Raw genomic sequence first — 23,143 nt, forward strand, 5'->3', positions numbered from 1 at the left:
AAAAACAATTTCAATTCATCCTGATAAAAGGTGGGACCAACACAATATGTTTCAACACAAGACAGTACTTCTTCGTGAAACCGTAGACGGACTTAATATTAAACCAGACGGTACATATGTAGACTGCACACTCGGCGGAGCTGGGCATAGTACATACTTATTGCAGCAGTTATCCGAGAAGGGGCGTTTAATCGCTTTTGACCAAGATGATACGGCATTACAGCATGCTAAAGAAGTGCTGTCCGATTATAAAGGACAGCTCATTCTGATTAAAAGCAATTTCAGGTATTTAAAAGAATGTTTGAATGAACAAGGCATTACAGAAGTAGACGGCATTTTATTTGATTTAGGGGTGTCCTCTCCGCAGCTGGATACACCGGAGCGCGGATTCAGTTACCATCATGACGCACCGTTGGACATGAGGATGGACCAGTCGGCTACGCTTTCGGCGAAAGAAGTCGTTAATGAGTGGCGCTATGAGGATCTCGTCCGTATTTTCTTTAAATACGGAGAAGAGAAGTTCAGTAAACAGATCGCCAGAAAAATTGAGGAGGCAAGAATGAAGTCTCCTATTCAAACTACGGGCCAACTGGTCGATCTAATAAAAGACGCGATTCCCGCTCCAGCGAGAAGGAGCGGCGGACATCCCGCTAAACGCGTGTTTCAGGCAATCAGAATTGCCGTAAACGATGAACTTAGGGTGTTTGAAGAAGCTTTGGAGCAGGCAATTGAGGTTCTGAAGCCAGGGGGCAGGGTGTCGGTTATTACCTTCCACTCGCTAGAAGACAGAATTTGCAAAACCACTTTTAAAGAAAAGTCGTCGCTTCCGGAACTTCCTCCGGGGCTTCCTGTTATACCGGAAGAGTTTGAACCGGAGCTGAAGCTCATCACACGAAAACCGATTACGGCATCTCAAGAAGAGCTTGAAGAGAACAACCGGGCTCGTTCTGCCAAGCTTCGGATTGCTGAAAAAAGAAAATAACGAAACGCGAACGCAAAATTAAAAGGAGGTCATCAGCCTATGAGCAATTTAGCTTACCAACCAGAGAAACAGCAGCGGCATGCGATCAGTCCTGAGAAAAAAGTGATTGTCAAGAAAAGGGCTTCCATTACTCTCGGAGAAAAAGTGCTTCTTGTCCTCTTTGCTGCGGCGGTGCTCAGCGTATCGCTTTTGATCGTATCGAAGGCGTATGCGGCATATCAAACCAATATTGAGGTGCAAAAGCTTGAGGAGCAAATTTCATCCGAAAATAAGCAAATTGGTGACCTCGAAAAAAGCGTTGCTGATTTAAGCAAACCGCAGCGCATTATGGACATTGCGAAAAAGAACGGCTTGAATTTAAAAGATAAAAAAGTGAAAAACATACAGGAATGATTCAAATGCCAAAAAAGAATAAATTTATGAATAGAGGAGCAGCGATTCTAAGTATTTGTTTCGCTCTCTTTTTCTTTGTCATCCTGGGGAGAATGGCATATATTCAAATAACCGGAAAAGCGAACGGCGAAGTGCTTGCGACAAAAGCGACAGAGCAGCATGAAAAGAAACGGACCATCGAAGCGAGCCGCGGCTCGATTTTAGACCGAAAAGGAAAAGTCATTGCAGAGGACACAGCGACGTATAAACTGATTGCGATTCTCGATAAAAAAATGACCACTGATGTCAAGCATCCTCAGCATGTTGTAAACAAAGAAAAAACGGCAGAAGCATTGTCTAAAGTGATAAACTTGGACAAGGCCGACATCCTTGATATCTTAAATAAAGATGCAAAACAAGTCGAGTTTGGCTCAGCTGGCCGGGATATTACGTATTCGCAAAAGCAAAAAATCGAAAAGCTGAAACTCCCGGGCATTTCATTTTTGCGGGATACAAAACGCTACTATCCAAATGGTATTTTCGCATCCAATTTAATCGGCTATGCCGAGGTTGATCAAGACACAAATGAAATTTCCGGCGCGATGGGGTTAGAAAAAGTGCTGGATAAGTATTTGAAGGAGCGCGACGGATATGTGACATATGAAAGCGACAAATCCGGCTGGGAGCTTCCGAACAGCAAAAATAAAATTAAAGCGCCAAAAAATGGTGACAATGTATATTTAACCATTGACCAGAAAATTCAAACCTTTTTGGAAGACAGCATGACAAAAGTAGCGCAAAAGTATAATCCGAAAAAAATCATGGCCGCAGTTGTCGATCCGAAAACGGGCAAAGTCCTTGCTATGGGACAGCGCCCAAGCTTTGATCCGAACAAGCGCGATGTGACAAACTACTATAATGATTTGATTTCATATGCGTATGAACCCGGATCAACGATGAAGATTTTCACACTCGCTGCTGCAATGCAGGAAAATGTGTTTAATGCGAACGAACAATATAAATCAGGAACATTTGAAGTTGGCGGAGCACCTGTTAAGGATCACAATAACGGTGTAGGCTGGGGTCCGACAACATATCATGACGGCGTCCTAAGGTCGTCGAATGTCGCTTTTGCGAAACTGGCGAAAGAAAAGCTGGGATATGACCGCCTCAATCAATATTTGCACAAATTCAATTTTTACCAGAAAACAGGTATTGATTTACCAGGAGAAGTCTCCAGTAAAATCAACTTTAAATATGAATTTGATAAGGCGTCAACTGCATACGGCCAAGCGTCTGCGGTCACACCAATTCAGCAGCTTCAGGCTGCGACGGCAATTGCGAATGACGGTAAAATGATGAAACCTTATGTGATTGACCATATCGTTGACCCAGATAAAGATAAAACTATATATCAAAATAAGCCGGAATCAGCCGGAACTCCGATTTCTGCAAGCACTGCGAAAAAGGTGCGGGATATATTGGGAGAAGTCGTTACATCGAAGATCGGAACAGGGCAAGCTTATAAAATCGAAGGTTTTGATGTTGCTGGGAAAACAGGTACTGCGCAAATAGCCGGTAAAGGCGGATATTTAGACGGCACAGATAACTATATCTTTTCGTTTATGGGTATGGCACCAAAAGATGATCCTGAGCTTTTAATTTATGTTGCTGTACAGCAGCCGCAGTTAAAAGCAGGACAGAGCAGTTCAGAACCAGTATCTGAAATCTTCAACCCAACAATGAAAAACAGCCTGCACTACCTAAACATTGAACCAACTGAAAAATCTGACTCAGATAAGGAAGAAACAAAAGCACAGACAATGCCTGATTTAACAGATCAAACGGTAGCTGCTGCTCAAAAGAAAGCAAAAGAGGAGAATCTCACACCAATTGTCATCGGCAGTGAAGTCGCTGTAAAAGAACAGTATCCGAAAGCGGATGAGGAAGTTCTCACCAATCAAAAGGTCTTCCTGAAAACGGGCGGCAAAATCAAAATGCCTGATATGACAGGGTGGTCGAGAAGAGAGGTTCTGCAGTACGGCGAGCTCGCGGGAATTCATATTGAAGTAAACGGGCAAGGCTACGCTGTCAGCCAAAGTGTTAAGAAAGACAAAGAAATCAAAGACAAAACCGTAATCAAGGTTAAGTTTAAAAATCCTGATTAAAAAGAAAGCTTGCGTTATGCAGGCTTTCTTTTTTTATGCCTTCAGAGGAGCGTCGTTCTACCTGTCCAATTTCAGGCATAAAATGAAACAAGCCTAAATAAGGAGTGAACGGTCTCTTGCGCGTCTCGAATGTAACGGTTAGAAAACGTTTATTATTTGTTTTGCTTTTTGGCGTGATCGTGTTTCTGATCATTGATACAAGGCTGGGGTATGTTCAGTTTGTGATGGGCGAAAAACTGACTTCGCTGGCGAAAGATTCCTGGAGCCGGAACTTGCCGTTTGAGCCGGAGAGAGGCGAGATTCTGGATCGGAATGGTGTGAAGCTCGCAACAAATAAAAGTGCGCCGACCGTATTCGTCGTGCCGCGCCAAGTTCAGAATCCGATGAAAACGAGCAAGCAGCTTGCGGCGGTGCTCAACATGTCAGAAGAAAAAGTATATAAACATGTGACTAAAAAAGCGTCAATCGAAAAGATCACTCCTGAAGGGAGAAAAATTTCAAATGAGAAGGCGAAGGAAATCAAAGCGCTTGATTTAAAAGGTGTGTATGTTGCGGAGGACAGTATCCGTCATTACCCGTTCGGCAGCTTTTTATCTCATGTGCTTGGATTTGCAGGAATTGACAACCAAGGACTCCTTGGACTGGAAGCCTATTACGACGATGATTTAAAAGGGGAAAAAGGTTCTGTTAAGTTTTATACAGATGCCAAGGGGAAGAAGATGCCTGATGAAGCGGATGACTATACGCCGCCTAAGGATGGGCTTGATATGAAGCTGACGGTTGATTCAAAGGTCCAGACGATAATGGAAAGAGAGCTTGATAACGCTGAGGCCAAATATCATCCGGACGGCATGATTGCCGTAGCCATGAATCCGAAAAACGGAGAAATCTTGGGGATGTCTAGCAGGCCTGACTTCGACCCTGCTGATTACCAATCTGTTGATCCGTCCGTCTACAATCGAAATCTGCCAGTATGGAGCACGTATGAACCGGGATCTACCTTTAAAATTATTACACTTGCAGCAGCCCTTGAAGAGCAAAAAGTAAATTTGAAACGGGATCAATTTTATGATAAAGGGCATGCGGAAGTGGACGGAGCGAGACTGCGCTGCTGGAAAAGAGGCGGGCACGGGCTGCAGACGTATCTGGAAGTTGTGCAGAACTCCTGCAACCCGGGGTTTGTTGAATTAGGCGAGCGCTTAGGAAAGGAAAAGCTTTTCAAATATATCAAAGACTTTGGTTTTGGACAAAAAACGGGGATTGATCTCCAAGGCGAGGGAACAGGCATCTTATTCCCGCTTGAGAGAGTGGGCCCTGTGGAGCAAGCAACTACGGCTTTCGGACAGGGAGTATCCGTCACACCGATTCAGCAGGTTTCAGCAGTATCCGCCGCTGTAAACGGAGGAACGCTCTACACACCTTATATTGCAAAGGAATGGATCGATCCTGTTACGAAGAAAACGGTCAAAAAACAATCACCAATCGCAAAGAAACAAGTCATTTCTGAGGAAACATCCAAACAAATCCGCTATGCTCTAGAAAGCGTCGTCGCAGAAGGCACCGGCCGCAATGCATTTGTAGAAGGATATCGTGTCGGAGGAAAAACGGGAACTGCACAAAAGGTTAAAGATGGAAAATACCTTGAGAACAACCATATTGTATCATTTATCGGTTTCGCGCCAGCTGATGATCCGAGTCTAGTCGTCTACGTTGCGGTGGATAACCCGAAAGGCACGATTCAGTTTGGCGGAACGGTTGCAGCGCCTATTGTCGGAAATATTATGAGAGACAGTCTGCCGGAACTTGGTGTGAAGCCCCGGAAAAATCAAATCGAGAAAAAATACCAATGGAACGACACAAAAACAATAGAAGTTCCGAATGTTGTAGGGATGTCTGTCTCAGATCTTGAGTCACTATTGGTGAATCTCAATGTGGATGCTTCCGGGAAAGGGAGCAAAATCGTTAAACAATCGCCAGCTGCCGGAACGAAAGTAAAAGAAGGCTCAAAGATACGCGTGTATTTGACTGAAGAAGATGAAAAGGAGGCAGCCGATTGATTCGGGCTGCCTATTCTTTTATTGCAGAAAAAATGCTGATATCTTTCAAGATTAGCTGGATGTATCCTTTTATTTACGCTAAAATATGAACTGTATGCTTAAAATCATTACCACATCATTTGATGTGACTTCAATGATAAAAAGAACGAATTAGAATGTTGAGAGGTTTGATACGATGAAACTTACAAAGCTGCTTACATACTTAACAACCGAACCTTCTGTAAACGACTCACAAGACCCTGAAATAACTTCAATTGAGATGGACTCCAGAGAAGTAAAGAAAGGGAGTCTTTTTGTATGTGTAAAAGGGTATACGGTGGATGGCCACGATTTTGCGCAAAAAGCAGTAGAAAACGGCGCAGCGGCTATTGTGGCAGAAAGAGAGGTCGATGTGAATGTTCCTGTTATTATTGTCCGGCAGTCACTTCGCGCGCTCAGCGTTTTGTCTGATGCGTTTTACGGACAGCCGACGAAGAAGCTTCAGCTGATTGGGATAACAGGGACAAACGGCAAAACATCAACGACCCACATGGTCGATGAGATTCTGAAAAAAGCGGGAAAACGCACAGGCTTGATCGGTACAATGTACATGAAAATCGGAGACGAAACACTTCCTGTTAAAAACACGACTCCGGAAAGCGTCACGCTGCAGAAAACGTTTAAGAAAATGAATGACAAGCACGTTGACACTGCTATCATGGAGGTTTCTTCCCACGCTTTGTCTTTAGGGCGCGTCCATGGCTGTGATTATGATATTGCCGTGTTTACGAATTTAACACAGGACCATCTGGACTATCATAAAACGATGGATGAGTACCGGCATGCAAAAAGCTTGCTCTTTTCCCAGCTTGGCGGGGCTTTCAACCATGAACATCCAAAGCGTGCCGTCCTGAATGCTGACGATGAGGCGAGCGCTTATTTTGAAAAGGTAACAGCTGCGCATATCTCTACATACGGAATTAAAAACGATGCTGATGTGATGGCGAAGAACATCAGTATCACTGCACAGGGCACAAGCTTTGATCTCGTGACAAACAAAGGCACGAAGCACATCACGATGTCTCTCGTCGGACAATTTAATGTGTATAACGTGCTGGCCGCTGTTGCGACATGTATTGCAGCAGGCATACCGTTTGAAATCATCACTGAGGCTGTTGAAGAATTGCATGGTGTAAGAGGACGTTTTGAATTGGTCAATCAGCAGCAGGAGTTTCCTGTCATTGTAGACTACGCGCACACACCGGACAGCCTTGAAAATGTGCTGGAGACATGCAGAGATATGACGGAAGGAAAGCTATTTGTCGTTGTCGGCTGCGGAGGAGACAGAGATAAGACGAAGCGCCCGAAAATGGCTAAAATTGCTGTGAAGCTGGCTGACGAGCCGATTTTCACGTCAGATAACCCGAGAAGCGAAGATCCCCGCGCGATTTTAAGAGATATGGAAGCCGGAGTAGAGAACGCATACTATCACAGTATTGCAAACCGCGAGCAGGCGATCTTTTTCGCAATTGCCAATGCCAAAAAAGGCGACGTTGTCCTCATTGCCGGAAAAGGACATGAAACCTATCAGCAGATCGGAAATGAAACTTTCGATTTTGATGATGCTGAAGTAGCGGCGAGAGCCATTGTTGAACTCAATAAGAATAAGACGAATTCATAGGAAAGAGATGTTACTGAATAATGGAGCTTGAAAAGATTTTTCATATGGAAAAAAATCATGAATATGATAACTACGTATGTCGTTTGAAAGAAACAGGAGGAGAAAAGGACAATGCTTGAGCAAGTCATTCTGTTTACAATTTTAATGGGGTTTTTAATTAGTGTTCTGCTCTCTCCGATTCTTATTCCGTTTTTAAGAAGATTAAAATTCGGCCAGAGTATTAGAGAAGAAGGACCGAAATCACATCAGAAAAAATCAGGGACACCGACAATGGGCGGGGTCATGATCATACTTTCTATCATAGTGACAACAATTGTTATGACACAGAAGTTTTCAGAAATAAGCCCCGAAATGGTGCTGCTTCTGTTTGTTACGCTAGGCTACGGTTTGCTTGGCTTTTTAGATGATTACATCAAGGTTGTCATGAAGCGCAATCTTGGATTGACATCAAAGCAAAAGCTGATCGGACAAATTATTATTGCAGTTGTATTCTACGCCGTGTATCATTACTACAATTTTGCGACGGATATTCGCATTCCTGGAACTGACTTATCATTTGATCTTGGCTGGGCTTACTTTATCCTTGTGCTCTTTATGCTAGTCGGCGGATCAAACGCAGTTAACCTGACTGACGGCCTCGACGGGTTATTATCCGGTACTGCGGCGATTGCCTTTGGCGCCTTTGCCATTCTGGCATGGAATCAGTCTCAATATGACGTAGCGATTTTCTCAGTTGCCGTTGTCGGTGCAGTTCTGGGCTTCCTTGTATTTAATGCTCATCCGGCCAAAGTTTTTATGGGAGATACGGGATCGCTTGCATTGGGAGGAGCCATCGTTACCATTGCCATTTTAACGAAATTAGAGATCCTGCTGGTTATCATCGGCGGTGTATTCGTTATCGAGACATTATCTGTTATTTTGCAGGTCATCAGCTTTAAAACGACAGGTAAACGAATCTTTAAAATGAGTCCGCTTCATCACCATTATGAGCTTGTCGGCTGGTCTGAATGGAGAGTAGTCGTGACGTTTTGGGCTGCGGGACTTTTGCTTGCCGTTTTAGGAATTTACATCGAGGTGTGGTTATAAGTGGAAAATGATCAATTTTTACAGAAACAGCATTTTTTAATCCTTGGGCTTGCGAAAAGCGGATATGCGGCGGCCTCCATTCTTCATGAAAAAGGCATTTATGTTGCAGTCAATGATCAAAAGCCTTTTGAAGAAAATGAACCGGCACAAAAGCTTTCTGAAAAAGGAATCGAAGTTGTTTGCGGAGAGCATCCAGTTTCTCTGTTCGATCAGCATCAAATCACGATTCTGATCAAAAACCCGGGAATTCCTTATGAAAATATTATGGTTCAGGAAGCGGAGAAACGAGGCATTCCGGTTTGGACGGAAATTGAGCTCGCTTACTACCTGACCAGCGCCAAGTTTATCGGGATTACCGGATCGAACGGTAAAACGACCACGACAACGCTAATTTACGAAATGCTCAAAGCTGACTCGCAAAAAGCACTGATTGCCGGAAACATCGGCACAGTCGCAAGTGAGGTTGCCTATCATGCTGATGGAGATGAATGGATCGTTACTGAACTGTCTTCGTTTCAGCTGATGGGAACACACGCTTTCAGACCGGAAATCAGCCTGATTTTAAATGTATTTGACGCCCATCTGGATTATCACCATACGCGCGAAAACTATGAAAAAGCGAAACAGAAAGTATACCTTCATCAGACTGCTTCAGATAAAGCTATTGTCAACCAGGATGATGAAACCGTCGTGCGTCTTGCTGAAGCCGGAAAAGCCGAAATCGTCCCGTTTTCAGTCAGCAAAACGCTTGAACAGGGCGCATATGTAAAAGACAGTATGATTATGTTTAACGGCGAAGCCATTCTTCCTCTGGAAGAGGTTGTGCTGCCCGGTGCTCATAACCTGGAGAACATTTTAGCAGCTATTGCAGTTGTGAAAACGGCAGGAGCATCCAATGAGGCGGTTAAAAAGGTGCTGACAAGCTTTACTGGTGTGAAACACCGCCTCCAATATGTCACAACTGTGAATGGCCGCAAATTTTATAACGACAGTAAAGCAACAAACATTCTGGCGACAAGCAAGGCGCTTTCAGCTTTTGATAAGCCGGTCATTCTGCTTGCGGGCGGACTGGATCGCGGAAATGGTTTTGATGACTTGAAACCTTATATGAAGCATGTCAAAGCAGTGCTTACATTTGGCCAGACGGCGCCAAAACTCGAGAAACTCGGCAATGAACTGGGAATACAACATGTCAAACGTGTCGATAATGTTGAACAAGCAGTATCTGCGGCGTTTGCGATCTCAAATGAAGGAGATGTCATCCTGCTGTCACCCGCGTGTGCGAGCTGGGATCAATTCAAAACATTTGAAGAACGCGGTGACATGTTTATAGATGCCGTGCATATGCTTAAGTAAGGGCTTGTCTTGAAGTAAATCGGCAGCCCTAATGACTTTAAGCTTGGGGTGTCGATTGCTTTGACTACTAAAAAAACATCGCCTGATTTGTTATTGGTCATCATTACGTTATTATTATTAACAATCGGATTAATTATGGTGTACAGTGCGAGTGCGGTATGGGCGGATTATAAATTTGACGACTCATTCTTTTTCGCGAAACGGCAGCTTTTGTTTGCGGGAATCGGTGTCATTGCTATGTTTTTTATCATGAATGTTGATTATTGGACTTGGAGGACATGGTCCAAATTGCTGATGGTTATCTGCTTTTTCCTTCTGGTGCTTGTTTTGATACCGGGCGTCGGAATGGTGCGGAATGGTTCAAGAAGCTGGATCGGAGTCGGAGCATTCAGCATACAGCCTTCAGAGTTTATGAAGCTTGCGATGATTGCATTCCTTGCTAAATTTCTCTCTGAAAAACAAAAAAACATCACATCGTTCAGACGGGGGTTCGTCCCTGCACTTGGCATCGTGTTTTCAGCATTTTTGATTATCATGTGCCAGCCTGACCTCGGAACGGGGACAGTTATGGTCGGAACTTGTATTGTCATGATTTTTGTAGCCGGCGCGCGGATCGCCCATTTCGTCTTTCTCGGGCTGATCGGCCTCAGCGGATTTGTCGGGCTCGTGTTATCGGCTCCATATCGAATTAAGCGGATTACCTCATACTTAAATCCATGGGAAGACCCGCTCGGAAGCGGATTTCAGATCATTCAATCGCTTTATGCAGTGGGGCCCGGCGGGTTGTTCGGAATGGGGCTCGGACAAAGCAGACAGAAGTTCTTTTATCTGCCTGAGCCGCAAACAGACTTTATTTTCGCCATCTTGTCAGAGGAGCTGGGCTTTATCGGGGGAACACTTATTTTGCTCCTCTTTAGCGTCCTGCTGTGGAGAGGAATCAGAATTGCGCTTGGTGCCCCTGATCTGTACGGAAGCTTTGTCGCAGTCGGCATTATTTCAATGATTGCCATTCAAGTCATGATAAATATCGGCGTAGTCACGGGCCTGATTCCTGTAACAGGCATCACGCTCCCGTTTTTGAGCTACGGAGGCTCTTCATTGACTCTAATGCTGATGGCAGTCGGTGTGCTGCTGAATGTAAGCCGCTACTCGAGGTATTAACGAATGTATTTCTAAGCTTCCTGTCTAACATGAAGCTTGGAAACAATTGATGGAATAACCCTGTCCAACAAAACAGGGTTATCGTTATGTTATAGAGAAACTTAGACTGGGGGAAAAGAAATGCGAATTGCAATAAGCGGAGGCGGTACAGGGGGACATATTTATCCTGCGCTTGCTTTTATTAAAGAAGTGCAAAGACGTCATCCTAATGTGGAATTTTTATATATTGGAACAGAAAACGGGCTGGAGAAAAAAATTGTTGAGCGGGAGAATATACCGTTTCGTTCAATTGAAATTACAGGATTTAAAAGAAAATTGTCATTTGAAAATGTCAAGACTGTGATGCGTTTTCTGAAGGGCGTCAAAAAGAGTAAATCGTATTTAGCGGAATTTAAGCCCGATGCCGTAATTGGAACGGGCGGTTATGTATGCGGGCCGGTTGTCTATGCCGCTGCGAAAATGGGAATTCCGACTATTGTCCATGAACAAAACAGCCTGCCGGGCATCACGAATAAGTTTCTTTCAAAATATGTTAATAAAGTAGCGATTTGTTTTGAAGAAGCGAAATCACATTTTCCTAGCGAGAAAGTTGTATTTACGGGAAACCCGAGAGCCTCTGAAGTCGTCTCAATAAAGACGGGACGATCAATGGCTGAATTTGGGCTTTCTGAAGACAAAAAAACGGTCTTAATTTTCGGCGGTAGCCGAGGCGCTGCACCGATTAACCGCGCTGTCATTGACATGCAGGATGCGCTGAAAACAAGAGACTATCAAGTGCTGTATATCACCGGTGAAGTTCACTATGAAAAAGTAATGAATGAGCTGAAAAGCAAGGGTGCCGCTGATAATATGGTCACAAAACCGTTTCTTCATCAAATGCCTGAGTATTTAAAGGCCATTGATGTCATTGTGGCCAGAGCCGGTGCGACAACGATTGCCGAAATTACTGCTCTCGGAATTCCAAGTGTTCTGATCCCGAGTCCATATGTGACAGCGAATCACCAGGAGGTCAATGCGAGATCTCTCGGCCAGCATGATGCGGCGATTGTACTGAAAGAAACAGAGCTCAGCGGGGAGAAGCTGATTGAAGCGCTAGACCGGATTGTACTGAATGAGCAAACGTTAAAGGAAATGAGCGAACGAACAAAGTCACTCGGTGTTCCTGACGCGGCTGCCCGTTTATACAGCGTACTCGAGGAATTAAAAAAATAATAGAAAAGCAAATGGAATGCGGAGGTTTACGATGGAGAAAGTGATACAGGAATTAAAAGAACGCGAAGTCGGCAAGGTTCTTGCAAATGAACCGCTCGCGAATCATACAACGATGAAAATCGGCGGACCTGCGGATGTATTGGTCATTCCAAGCAGTGTAGATGCTGTTAAAGACATCATGGACGTGATTAAAAAATATGATGTGAAGTGGACAGTCATCGGTCGCGGATCAAATCTTCTTGTTTTAGATGAAGGAATTAGAGGCGTAGTAATCAAGCTGGGTGCGGGTCTTGACCACTTGGAGCTTGAAGGGGAGCAAGTAACAGTCGGAGGCGGTTATTCAGTGGTCCGCCTTGCTACATCATTGAGCAAAAAAGGCCTGTCCGGTTTGGAATTTGCTGCCGGCATTCCAGGATCAGTCGGCGGAGCGGTTTATATGAATGCCGGCGCTCACGGTTCTGATATGAGCGAGATCCTCGTCAAAGCCCATATTTTATTTGAAGACGGAACGATTGAGTGGCTGACAAATGAGCAGATGGATTTCAGCTACAGGACATCTGTACTGCAAAAGAAACGCCCGGGCGTTTGCCTTGAAGCTGTTTTGCAGCTGGAGCAGAAGGATAAGGAATCAATCGTTCAGCAAATGCAAAGCAATAAAGACTATAGAAAAAATACACAGCCGTATTCAAGCCCTTGTGCGGGAAGCATATTCAGAAATCCGCTTCCGAATCATGCCGGGAACCTTGTAGAAAAAGCAGGCTTGAAAGGATATCAAATCGGCGGTGCAAAGATATCGGAGATGCACGGAAACTTCATCGTCAATGCGGGGGGAGCATCAGCAAAAGATGTGCTTGATCTCATTGACCATGTGAAAAAGACAATCCGTGAAAAATACGAGATTGATATGCACACAGAGGTTGAAATCATCGGCGGAAATCGCTGATTCAAGTTCTGACTGAAGCTGTTCATATGATATACTGTAAGCAAACGACAAACGGCATCATAGTATGCCGTTTGTTTTGGAATAGACAGACTTTTAACAGCTGTTTCATTTGAATGAGGTGAACAGGCAATGAACCCGGGTCAAGACCGAGAAAAAATCGTTAACATTGAAGAGCGGATCCCTAAAATTAAAGAGCAGAGGAAACAAAAGGCAAACCGCCGTCTCATTTCATTTATTATGCTCTTTTTTATTATGGTGCTGATCATTGTGTACCTGCAAACACCAATCAGTAAAGTATCAACAATCTCTGTTACAGGGAATGAAAATGTATCAAAAAAGGAAATTATCGACCTTTCCGATATTAACAGCGGAGATACTGAGTTTTGGAGTTTGGACAAGCAAAAAACAGAAAAGAAGATTCAGCAAAATAAATTAGTGAAAAAAGCGGAGATCAGCAAATCGCTTCCTAATAAAATCAACATTGCAATCGAAGAATATAAAGCGATTGCTTATTTAGAAAAAGACGATGTGTACTATGAAGTGCTTGAAAACGGCTCAGTTCTGCCAAACGAAGTAACGCCGGATGATGCCGGACCGATTTTAGTGAATTGGACAAACGCGAAGAAGCGGTCTCAAATGGCCAAGCAGCTCGATGTGTTGTCAAATTCGTTAAAACAGTCGATTTCAGAGATTTATTATACGCCTGTAAAAATGGATGAAAACCGTATTAAGTTGTACATGAACGACGGTTATGTTGTCACTGCATCTATTAAAACGTTTGCAGACCGAATGAAGACGTATCCTTCTATCATTTCTCAGCTAAGCAGCAATAAAAAAGGAATCATTCATTTAGAAGTTGCCACCTATTTTGAAGAGTTTGGGAAAAACGATAAAGCTGCTAAAAAGGAAGATGAAAATTGAGGGGCAAATCAGCAGTCCTTCTTTCCTTGATTATGCTTATCGCAGGCTTTTTGATTTCATTTTCTTTTCAAATGACAAAAGAAAACAACAAAAGCGCGGCTGAGACGGAAGAGTGGAAAAAAGAATATGCGCTGAGAGATGAACTTCTGAAACAAGAGAAAGAAAATAAGAAGCTTGAAAAAGAATTATATCAAAAGCAAAACAAAGTCCGCCAGGCGGAAAATAAGCTGAAGAAAGAGAAGTCGGAATACTATAATGTCCTCGAAGATACAGAAAAATACAGGATGTATATTGGGGAAGTCGGTGTGCAGGGAGAAGGCGTTGAGGTGACATTGGAAGATGCGTCATACATACCGGAAGGGGAGAATGTGAATAGTTACATCGTTCACGAAAGCCATATCTTCCAAGTAGTAAACGAACTGTATATCTCAGGAGCGGCAGCTGTCGCCGTTAATGGACAGCGTTTGACGCATGATTCGTATATCAAATGCAATGGTCCTGTGGTAACAGTAGACGGGGTGCAGCATCCCGCTCCGTTTACGGTATCCGCTATTGGAGATCCAGATGTCCTGCTGCCCTCGTTAAATATCGCAGGAGGCCTAATTGGTCAGCTGTCAATGGATCATATTTCTGTGTCGGCAGAAAAAGAGAAAAACGTACAAATGAAACCGATTCTGAAAACGAAGGAATGACTGAAAAAGCGGGTGAAATAGATTGAAAATAAAGCGTTCCTTCATAAGCATCAGTGTGCTTATGGTCATCTTCGGCCTGATGATATCTGTTCAGTTTAATTCGTTAAAGCACCCCAAAGTCCGGGATACAAGAGATATGTGGGATATTAGGGAAGAGCTGACATCAGAGCAGAAGAAGCAGGAAAAGCTGCTGGCTGAAATAAACAAATATGACAAACTGCTGAATAGCTATTCGCAAACGAAAGAAATGACAAAAGAAACCGCGCTACATAATACCTTGCAATCCTTAAAAAAAACAGCCGGCATGACCGATATAACAGGTAGCGGAATTGTCATTACGATTTCCCCGCTTTTTTCTGAAAGCTTAACAGGAGAGCCGATCGAAAATCCGCCTCCGGATTTGCTGAAAAAGCTGATTAATGAACTCAACTCCTACGGTGCAGAGCATATCTCGATTAACGAGCGAAGAGTTGTGAATCATACAGTCATCAGAGATATAAACGGCACTACAAAAATAGACGGATACGCCCTTGACGATTATCCTTTAACAGTAAAAGTGCTTGCCAAAGATCCGGACATGTTACACAGCAGAGTGAAGGGGTCAGGCCTTGAGGATCTTTTTGCATCTGAAAATTTAGCATTAAAAGCCGGTAAATCTGAAAGCAAACTAACATTAAAAGCATATGACAGACCACTGGACGTACAACAGCTGAAACTGCTTAAAGACTGAAAAGGAGGAGAATTGTCATGTGGCTGCCCGTGTTGGGACTGGTGCTCGGAATAGCGATTGGACTAATGACAAACTTAACGATACCGAGTGAATACTCAAACTATTTATCGCTTGCGGTGCTTGCCGCACTTGATACATTAATCGGCGGAATCAGGGCGCATTTACAAGGTACATATGATGAAATGGTATTTGTTTCCGGTTTCTTTTTTAATATTATATTGGCAATAAGTTTAGCTTTTCTGGGAGTCCATCTTGGTGTAGACTTGTATTTAGCAGGTATATTCGCATTTGGAGTCAGATTATTTCAGAATATAGCCGTTATCAGAAGAAATCTACTAACAAAGTGGACTCTTTCTAAAAAAAATAAAAAAAATGTGATATAAAAGAGGATATACATAGGATATAACGAATATTTTCAATAAACATAAAATGCGAAAAGCACATAAAAATATTCTGTTGTTATTTTTTGTTACACACTTGTAAAGCCACATTCATTGTATTGTTGTTCCGCAAATAATAGAATAGAAATGATCGAAATGTGAGGAGGTGCCATAGAATGAACAACAATGAACTTTACGTCAGTCTTGACATCGGTACGTCCAATACAAAAGTGATCGTCGGAGAAATGACAGATGATTCCCTTAATATTATCGGTGTGGGAAATGTACCGTCTGAAGGGTTGAAAAAAGGCTCAATCGTTGATATAGATGAGACCGTTCATTCTATAAGAAAAGCGTTTGACCAAGCTGAAAGAATGGTAGGTTTTCCGCTTAGAAAAGCTATTGTCGGCGTTAATGGAAATTATATCAATATTCAAGATACAAACGGTGTTGTAGCAGTTTCCAGTGAAAATAAAGAAATTCAGGTTGAAGATGTACGCCGTGTCATGGAGGCGGCACAGGTTGTTTCCGTACCGCATGAACAGCTGATTGTTGACGTCATTCCTAAACAGTTTATCGTAGATGGAAGAGATGAAATCACCGACCCGAAAAAAATGCTGGGTGTGCGTTTAGAAGTAGAGGGCACCTTGATCACCGGTTCAAAAACAATCTTACATAACTTACTCCGCTGCGTTGAAAGAGCTGGTATTGAAATAACTGATATATGCCTTCAGCCGCTGGCAGCCGGTTCTGCTGCATTATCAAAGGACGAGAAAAACCTTGGTGTGGCTCTCATTGATATAGGGGGAGGGTCAACAACCATTGCCGTATTCCAGAACGGACATCTCACTTCTACCCGTGTCATTCCTCTCGGAGGCGAAAATATCACCAAAGATATCTCCATCGGATTGAGAACGTCAACAGAAGAAGCAGAACGCGTGAAAAAGCAATTTGGACATGCCTACTATGACGAAGCCTCGGAAGATGAAATATTTGAGGTAACCGTTATAGGCACCAATCAAAAACAAACATTTACACAGCAAGAAGCAGCGAATATCATTGAAGCGAGAGTAGAAGAAATTCTTGAAATTGTTTCAGAAGAGCTTCGCAGTATGGGAATTACCGATCTGCCGGGAGGCTTCGTGCTGACAGGAGGACAAGCAGCTATGCCGGGTGTCATGTCTTTGGCACAGGATGTGCTGCAAAACAATGTCAGAGTGGCAAGCCCGAATTATATCGGTGTAAGAGATCCTCAATATATGACGGGAGTGGGCCTGATCCAATTCGCCTGCCGGAATGCAAGAATCCAAGGCAGAAAAATAGGCTTTAAGATGCCTGAAGAAGCGATACAGGAAATCGCAGTCTCATCATCTGAGGAACAAGAGCAGCATCATCACCAAAATGAGGTGCAGCAGCGGCCAAAAGGAAAACAAAAAACACAAGCCGAACATAATAAACAGAGCAAAATGAAAAAACTATTAAGCATGTTTTGGGAATAGATAGATAGTCATTCGGCAGATTAGGAGGATTTAGCATGTTGGAGTTCGAAACAAACATAGACGGCTTAGCATCAATTAAAGTAATCGGAGTAGGAGGCGGCGGTAACAACGCCGTTAACCGAATGATTGAAAATGAAGTGCAAGGAGTAGAGTATATCGCGGTAAACACGGACGCTCAAGCTCTTAACCTGTCAAAAGCAGAAGTGAAAATGCAAATCGGCGCAAAGCTGACTAGAGGATTGGGAGCAGGTGCGAATCCGGAAGTCGGGAAAAAAGCCGCTGAAGAAAGCAAAGAGCAGATTGAAGAAGCACTTAAAGGCGCTGACATGGTATTCGTGACAGCTGGTATGGGCGGCGGAACAGGAACAGGTGCCGCACCGGTTATCGCACAAATCGCGAAAGACTTAGGCGCATTAACAGTCGGCGTTGTGACAAGACCGTTTACCTTCGAAGGACGCAAAAGACAGCTTCAGGCTGCAGGCGGAATCTCGGCAATGAAAGAAGCGGTGGATACACTGATCGTGATCCCGAACGACCGTATCCTTGAAATTGTTGATAAAAACACACCGATGCTTGAAGCATTCCGTGAAGCGGATAACGTACTTCGCCAAGGGGTTCAAGGTATTTCTGACTTGATTGCTACACCTGGTCTTATCAACCTTGACTTTGCTGATGTGAAAACAATCATGTCAAACAAAGGATCTGCTTTGATGGGTATCGGTATTGCTACTGGGGAAAATCGCGCGGCAGAGGCAGCAAAAAAAGCAATTTCCAGCCCACTTCTTGAAGCGGCCATTGACGGTGCGCAAGGCGTCCTCATGAACATCACTGGAGGAACAAACCTCAGCCTATATGAGGTTCAGGAAGCAGCAGACATTGTCGCTTCGGCGTCTGATCAAGACGTAAACATGATTTTCGGTTCTGTTATTAATGAAAATCTAAAAGATGAGATTGTGGTGACAGTGATTGCAACCGGCTTTATCGAACAAGAGAAGGACGTGACGAAGCCTCAGCGTCCAAGCTTAAATCAAAGCATCAAAACACACAATCAAAGTGTTCCGAAGCGTGAGCAAAAACGTGAGGAGCCTCAGCAGCAGAACACAGTAAGCCGTCATACTTCACAGCCGGCTGATGATACGCTTGACATCCCGACATTCTTAAGAAACCGTAATAAACGCGGCTAATGTAAAGGACAAAATCGTTTTCGATTTTGTCCTTTTTTGTTTTTCTCTTCACACTTTCCTTCTTATAAAGTCTTTTTCCCTATTGCTTCCTTCGCTTAGTAACAAAACAGATAATTAGACCTATTTATTTTTGTGACATTTTTATCATTTTCGTATATATGGAAATTGAATGACATGAAACGACAATATCTGTAATTCAGATTGTCTACAGTTAATATACAGCGATGTTCTGACAAACCATTCATTATTAAAAGGAGGGACGACACTTTTTTTAAAAAGCATGTTGAAAAAGGGGGATGAAAATGAAGAAAAAAACGAAAAACAGACTCATCAGCTCTGTTTTAAGTACAGTTGTCATCAGTTCACTGCTTTTTCCGGGAGCAGCCGGGGCAAGCAGTAAAGTCACCTCACCTTCTGTTAAAAAGGAGCTTCAATCTGCGGAATCCATTCAAAACAAGATTTCGAATTCATTAAAGAAAAGCTTTAAAAAGAAAGAAAAAACGACTTTTCTGATTAAATTTAAAGATCAGGCTAACACAGAAAAAGCAGCAAAAGCGGCTGTTAAAAAAGCGAGATCGAAGAAGCTGTCTGCCGCTAAGACGGAATATCAAAAGCGTTCTGCTGTTGTGTCATCTTTAAAAGTCACAGCCGATGAATCCCAGCAAGATGTCCTAAAATACTTGAACACCCAGAAAGATAAAGGAAATGCAGACCAAATTCATTCTTATTATGTGGTGAACGGGATTGCTGTTCATGCCTCAAAAGAGGTTATGGAAAAAGTGGCGCAGTTTCCCGAAGTGGAAAAGGTGCTTCCTAATGAGAAACGGCAGCTTTTTAAGTCATCCTCCCCATTTAATATGAAAAAAGCACAGAAAGCTGTTAAAGCAACTGACGGTGTGGAATGGAATGTAGACCAAATCGATGCCCCAAAAGCTTGGGCACTTGGATATGATGGAACTGGCACGGTTGTTGCGTCCATTGATACAGGTGTGGAATGGAATCATCCGGCATTAAAAGAGAAATATCGCGGATATAATCCGGAAAATCCTAATGAGCCTGAAAATGAAATGAACTGGTATGATGCCGTAGCAGGCGAGGCAAGTCCTTATGATGATTTGGCTCATGGAACCCATGTGACAGGCACGATGGTGGGCTCTGAACCTGATGGAACAAATCAAATCGGTGTAGCGCCTGGCGCAAAATGGATTGCTGTTAAAGCGTTCTCTGAAGATGGCGGCACTGATGCTGACATTTTGGAAGCTGGTGAATGGGTTTTAGCACCAAAGGACGCGGAAGGAAATCCCCACCCGGAAATGGCTCCTGATGTTGTCAATAACTCATGGGGAGGGGGCTCTGGACTTGATGAATGGTACAGAGACATGGTCAATGCCTGGCGTGCGGCCGATATTTTCCCTGAGTTTTCAGCGGGGAATACGGATCTCTTTATTCCCGGCGGGCCTGGTTCTATCGCAAATCCGGCAAACTATCCGGAATCGTTTGCAACTGGAGCGACTGATATCAATAAAAAGCTCGCTGACTTTTCTCTTCAAGGGCCATCTCCATACGATGAAATAAAGCCGGAAATATCTGCACCGGGTGTTAATATTCGTTCATCCGTTCCCGGTCAGACATATGAGGATGGATGGGACGGCACATCAATGGCAGGGCCGCATGTATCCGCTGTTGCTGTACTGCTGAAACAGGCGAATGCCTCACTTTCTGTTGATGAGATGGAGGATATATTAACCAGCACGGCTGAACCGCTCACGGATTCAACATTTCCTGATTCACCGAATAACGGATATGGCCATGGTCTGGTGAATGCTTTTGATGCTGTATCCGCTGTTACAGATGGTTTAGGGAAAGCGGAAGGACAAGTTTCTGTAGAGGGGGATGACCAAGAGCCTCCTGTCTATCAGCATGAGAAAGTAACTGAAGCTTATGAAGGTGGCAGCCTGCCATTGACTTTGACAGCTGAAGACAATGTGAGTGTGACATCTGTAAAGCTGTCCTACAAGCTTGATCAAGGTGAATGGACAGAAATAACGGCTAAACGAATCAGCGGTGATCATCTAAAAGGAACGTATCAGGCAGAGATCCCAGACATAAAAGGAACTAAACTAAGCTATAAGTGGATGATTCACGATTTTGGCGGTCATGTCGTTTCGTCTGACGTATACGATGTAACAGTGAAACCAAGCATCACGGTGGGATATAAGCAGGACTTTGAAACTGCACCCGGCGGCTGGGTTGCGAGCGGAACAAATAATAACTGGGAATGGGGAGTTCCGTCAACTGGCCCAAATACAGCAGCATCCGGAGAAAAAGTATATGGAACGAATTTGACAGGAAATTATGCCAACTCAGCAAACATGAACCTTGTTATGCCTCCTGTTAAAGTACCAGATTCAGGAAGTCTGTTCCTTCAATTTAAAAGCTGGCACAATTTAGAGGATGATTTTGATTACGGCTACGTTTTTGTTTTGCCTGAGGGTGAAAAGAATTGGGAGCAGGCTGGTGTCTATAATGGAAAGACATCAAGCTGGACGGACGAAGAAATTGATTTATCGGCTTATAAAGGTCAAAACATTCAAGTGATGTTTAACCTTCAATCAGATGAAAGTATTAACAAAGAGGGCTGGTACATTGATGATGTAGTGCTTTCTGACAAATCAGCCGGAAAAACAGTCAAAAAGAATAAGCTAGGCGTCGAAAAGCCGTCTGGAAAGCAAAAGAAAAAGCCAGTGAATCCGAAAAAAGCTAAGCCATCTCTAAATACAGCTGTAAAAATGGAGAGTAAAGATATACAGCCTCAAGTTTTGCCGCTCAGGGCACAAGTCAGTGTAGTGGAAACAGGAAAATCAACATATTCAGATCAATCCACAGGGCAGTACACGCTGAAGCACAAAGCGGGAGACTATACGCTTATGGCAGAAGCATATGGTTATCAGTCGAAAACACAAAAAGTATCTTTAAAGACGGATCAGACGACACAAGCTAATTTTACGTTAGAAGAGATGAAGAAGGGCACATTAAAAGGCACGGTCATCAATAAAACGACAGGAGAGCCGGTAAAAGGCGCTTCCGTTTATGTTGTAGAGGATGCTGCGGTGGAACCGGCTATGACAAACGACAAAGGTGAATATACGCTGGAGGCCTATGAAGGCGCTTATACGATTAAAGTCGCTGCACCGGGTTATTACAGTGATGAATTTTCCGTTGAGTTAAAAGGTGATGTGACAAAAGAAACTGTACTGAAGCCTTTCGTCGGTTATCCGGGTGAAATTGCATATGATGACGGAACGGCGGAGAATGCCAATTCCTATTTTGCTGCCGGTAACGGATGGGCGGTCAAAATGACGCTCGCTGACGGCAAGGACAAAGGCATGCTTACAGGAGGGCTGTTCAGATTCTGGGATACAGAGTTCCCTGATCCCGGCGGCACAGAGTTTAAGGTTGAGGTATACGATGCTACAGGAAAAGACGGAGCACCGGGCAAGAAAATTGCAGGGCCATTTAACGCGGAAGCACTTCGCAATGGCGAGTGGACTAAGGTAGATCTCAGTTCAAAAGGGATTATGGTCGATAGAGACTTTTATCTCGTGTATATCCAGTCGAAACCTGATCCGTATTCACCTGGACTGGCAATGGATGAAACCGGCAAGAATTCCGGCCGCAACTGGCAGTATATAGGTGGACAATGGGAGCCGGGTGACGAAGCAGACGGCAACTATATGATTCGCGCATTAGTTAATTATGAAGCTGCTGTACCTGAGATTACTTCACCGACAGACAAATCATACACAAATAAGGATAGCGTCACTGTAAAAGGAAAAGCTTCTCCTGGTACAACGGTACACATTTATAATGGAGAGAAAGAAGCAGGAGAAACGAAAGCTGCTGCGGATGGCACGTTCCATGCAGGCATCACACTCAACAAGGGTGAAAATGAGCTGACGGCAACTGCATCAACAGATAACGGAATAACGGATGCCTCCAGCCCGATCACGGTCACGCTTGATCAAGAAAAGCCTGAATTAACGCTGGACACTCCAAAGGATGGCGGGAAAACAAATAAAGAAACGCTGACTGTCAAAGGGGCTGTATCCGATGACAATCTGAAAGACGTCAAGGTGAATGGCAAAAAAGCAACAATAACTGATGGTTCATACTCAGCCCGTATTCTTTTGGAGAATGGAAGCAATGAAATCAAGGTGATTGCTACAGACTTAGCAGGCAACAAAACGACGAAAAAGGCTGTCATTGATGTCAACTTTGACAAGCCTATCATTTCCGGCCTAATTCCGGGAGAGGATAAAAACTTAAAAGCCGGTGAATCTGTGAAAATCGCTTTCTCAAGTGCTGAGGATTTAGATGCAACGTTTATCATTCGTATGCCGCTGACAAATGCAAGAGCGAGTGTGCAAAACGCCACCGAACTCCCGTTAAGAGAAATTTCTCCGGGAAGATATGAAGGCTATTGGACAGCCACTTCTTCTATTAAAGCAAAAGGAGCAAAAGTAGAAGTGATCGTACGAGATGATTATGGAAATGAAACAAGAAAAACTGCGAATGGAAAACTTAATATCAACACAGAAAGTTAAGTGGAAAAAAGCTGCCGTCATTGGCAGCTTTTTTATATATCCTCTCATTACAATTCCTCGACAAATTAAGCAGATTTCCCTGAAAAATTGTATTTTCCTCTCAACATTAATTGACAGACTTTCCCACAGAGCTTGC

The 23,143-nt window shown here is 43.6% G+C and carries 17 protein-coding genes; all 17 read left to right on the top strand.

Annotation, left to right across the window (positions count from 1 at the left end; genetic code table 11):
* The first annotated feature begins 46 nt into the window (after window positions 1-46).
* The 17 genes from rsmH to MHH79_RS08260 all read left to right on the top strand — a co-directional run bounded on the left by rsmH (window position 47) and on the right by MHH79_RS08260 (window position 23,007).
* Window positions 47-982, top strand: coding sequence for a 16S rRNA (cytosine(1402)-N(4))-methyltransferase RsmH (gene rsmH, locus MHH79_RS08180; protein ID WP_014479723.1), 936 nt, complete (start codon window positions 47-49; stop codon window positions 980-982).
* 39 nt (window positions 983-1,021) lie between these two features.
* Complete coding sequence (ftsL, locus tag MHH79_RS08185; protein WP_003232200.1) at window positions 1,022-1,375, top strand: cell division protein FtsL; 354 nt, start codon at window positions 1,022-1,024, stop codon at window positions 1,373-1,375.
* Window positions 1,372-3,522 carry a penicillin-binding protein 2B gene (pbpB, locus tag MHH79_RS08190; RefSeq protein WP_080467317.1) on the top strand — a complete coding sequence of 717 codons (2,151 nt, stop codon included), beginning with the start codon at window positions 1,372-1,374 and terminating at the stop codon, window positions 3,520-3,522. The genes ftsL and pbpB overlap by 4 nt, the downstream gene beginning before the upstream one ends.
* Before the next feature lie 116 nt (window positions 3,523-3,638).
* Window positions 3,639-5,579 (top strand): stage V sporulation protein D, encoded by a 1,941-nt coding sequence (locus tag MHH79_RS08195; protein WP_015483201.1) that lies wholly within the window; start codon window positions 3,639-3,641, stop codon window positions 5,577-5,579.
* Between the two features lie 175 nt (window positions 5,580-5,754).
* Window positions 5,755-7,239, top strand: coding sequence for a UDP-N-acetylmuramoyl-L-alanyl-D-glutamate--2,6-diaminopimelate ligase (locus MHH79_RS08200; protein WP_015483202.1), 1,485 nt, complete (start codon window positions 5,755-5,757; stop codon window positions 7,237-7,239).
* Window positions 7,240-7,350: 111 nt separating this feature from the next.
* Window positions 7,351-8,325: a phospho-N-acetylmuramoyl-pentapeptide-transferase gene (mraY, locus tag MHH79_RS08205; RefSeq protein ID WP_003232192.1), complete on the top strand. Its 975-nt coding sequence runs from the start codon at window positions 7,351-7,353 to the stop codon at window positions 8,323-8,325.
* The gene (murD, locus tag MHH79_RS08210; RefSeq protein ID WP_015383601.1) at window positions 8,326-9,681 is read left to right on the top strand and encodes a UDP-N-acetylmuramoyl-L-alanine--D-glutamate ligase; all 1,356 of its coding nucleotides are present in this window, start codon (window positions 8,326-8,328) and stop codon (window positions 9,679-9,681) included.
* Window positions 9,682-9,741: 60 nt separating this feature from the next.
* A complete protein-coding gene (gene spoVE / locus MHH79_RS08215) occupies window positions 9,742-10,842 on the top strand; it encodes a stage V sporulation protein E (RefSeq protein ID WP_003244810.1) in 1,101 nt (366 codons plus the stop codon).
* Between the two features lie 120 nt (window positions 10,843-10,962).
* Window positions 10,963-12,054 (top strand): undecaprenyldiphospho-muramoylpentapeptide beta-N-acetylglucosaminyltransferase, encoded by a 1,092-nt coding sequence (gene murG, locus MHH79_RS08220; RefSeq protein WP_015383602.1) that lies wholly within the window; start codon window positions 10,963-10,965, stop codon window positions 12,052-12,054.
* Between the two features lie 31 nt (window positions 12,055-12,085).
* Window positions 12,086-12,997, top strand: coding sequence for a UDP-N-acetylmuramate dehydrogenase (gene murB / locus MHH79_RS08225; RefSeq protein ID WP_003232182.1), 912 nt, complete (start codon window positions 12,086-12,088; stop codon window positions 12,995-12,997).
* A 129-nt stretch (window positions 12,998-13,126) separates the two neighbouring features.
* Window positions 13,127-13,918: a cell division protein DivIB gene (divIB, locus tag MHH79_RS08230; protein WP_063335321.1), complete on the top strand. Its 792-nt coding sequence runs from the start codon at window positions 13,127-13,129 to the stop codon at window positions 13,916-13,918.
* Window positions 13,915-14,610, top strand: a complete 696-nt coding sequence (locus MHH79_RS08235) for a DUF881 domain-containing protein (RefSeq protein ID WP_251217884.1) — start codon at window positions 13,915-13,917, stop codon at window positions 14,608-14,610. The genes divIB and MHH79_RS08235 overlap by 4 nt, the downstream gene beginning before the upstream one ends.
* A gap of 22 nt (window positions 14,611-14,632) precedes the next feature.
* On the top strand, window positions 14,633-15,340 hold the full coding sequence (locus tag MHH79_RS08240) for a DUF881 domain-containing protein (protein ID WP_251217885.1): 708 nt from the start codon (window positions 14,633-14,635) through the stop codon (window positions 15,338-15,340).
* Window positions 15,341-15,357: 17 nt separating this feature from the next.
* Window positions 15,358-15,723, top strand: a complete 366-nt coding sequence (locus tag MHH79_RS08245) for a small basic family protein (RefSeq protein WP_003238683.1) — start codon at window positions 15,358-15,360, stop codon at window positions 15,721-15,723.
* Window positions 15,724-15,896: 173 nt separating this feature from the next.
* Window positions 15,897-17,219, top strand: coding sequence for a cell division protein FtsA (gene ftsA, locus MHH79_RS08250; RefSeq protein ID WP_003232169.1), 1,323 nt, complete (start codon window positions 15,897-15,899; stop codon window positions 17,217-17,219).
* 35 nt (window positions 17,220-17,254) lie between these two features.
* Window positions 17,255-18,403 (top strand): cell division protein FtsZ, encoded by a 1,149-nt coding sequence (ftsZ, locus tag MHH79_RS08255; RefSeq protein ID WP_021479331.1) that lies wholly within the window; start codon window positions 17,255-17,257, stop codon window positions 18,401-18,403.
* A gap of 302 nt (window positions 18,404-18,705) precedes the next feature.
* A complete protein-coding gene (locus MHH79_RS08260; RefSeq protein ID WP_340035082.1) occupies window positions 18,706-23,007 on the top strand; it encodes a bacillopeptidase F in 4,302 nt (1,433 codons plus the stop codon).
* Window positions 23,008-23,143 lie beyond the last annotated feature (136 nt).

Source organism: Bacillus sp. FSL K6-0993, assembly GCF_037977205.1.
Taxonomy (GTDB): domain Bacteria; phylum Bacillota; class Bacilli; order Bacillales; family Bacillaceae; genus Bacillus; species Bacillus subtilis.

What these genes read in the sequence shown, in the direction of transcription:
- rsmH (WP_014479723.1), top strand. Translation starts at nt 47, where the DNA reads ATGTTTCAACACAAGACAGTACTTCTTCGTGAAACCGTAGACGGACTT.
- ftsL (WP_003232200.1), top strand. Translation starts at nt 1,022, where the DNA reads ATGAGCAATTTAGCTTACCAACCAGAGAAACAGCAGCGGCATGCGATC.
- pbpB (WP_080467317.1), top strand. Translation starts at nt 1,372, where the DNA reads ATGATTCAAATGCCAAAAAAGAATAAATTTATGAATAGAGGAGCAGCG.
- MHH79_RS08200 (WP_015483202.1), top strand. Translation starts at nt 5,755, where the DNA reads ATGAAACTTACAAAGCTGCTTACATACTTAACAACCGAACCTTCTGTA.
- mraY (WP_003232192.1), top strand. Translation starts at nt 7,351, where the DNA reads ATGCTTGAGCAAGTCATTCTGTTTACAATTTTAATGGGGTTTTTAATT.
- murG (WP_015383602.1), top strand. Translation starts at nt 10,963, where the DNA reads ATGCGAATTGCAATAAGCGGAGGCGGTACAGGGGGACATATTTATCCT.
- murB (WP_003232182.1), top strand. Translation starts at nt 12,086, where the DNA reads ATGGAGAAAGTGATACAGGAATTAAAAGAACGCGAAGTCGGCAAGGTT.
- divIB (WP_063335321.1), top strand. Translation starts at nt 13,127, where the DNA reads ATGAACCCGGGTCAAGACCGAGAAAAAATCGTTAACATTGAAGAGCGG.
- MHH79_RS08245 (WP_003238683.1), top strand. Translation starts at nt 15,358, where the DNA reads ATGTGGCTGCCCGTGTTGGGACTGGTGCTCGGAATAGCGATTGGACTA.
- ftsA (WP_003232169.1), top strand. Translation starts at nt 15,897, where the DNA reads ATGAACAACAATGAACTTTACGTCAGTCTTGACATCGGTACGTCCAAT.
- ftsZ (WP_021479331.1), top strand. Translation starts at nt 17,255, where the DNA reads ATGTTGGAGTTCGAAACAAACATAGACGGCTTAGCATCAATTAAAGTA.
- MHH79_RS08260 (WP_340035082.1), top strand. Translation starts at nt 18,706, where the DNA reads ATGAAGAAAAAAACGAAAAACAGACTCATCAGCTCTGTTTTAAGTACA.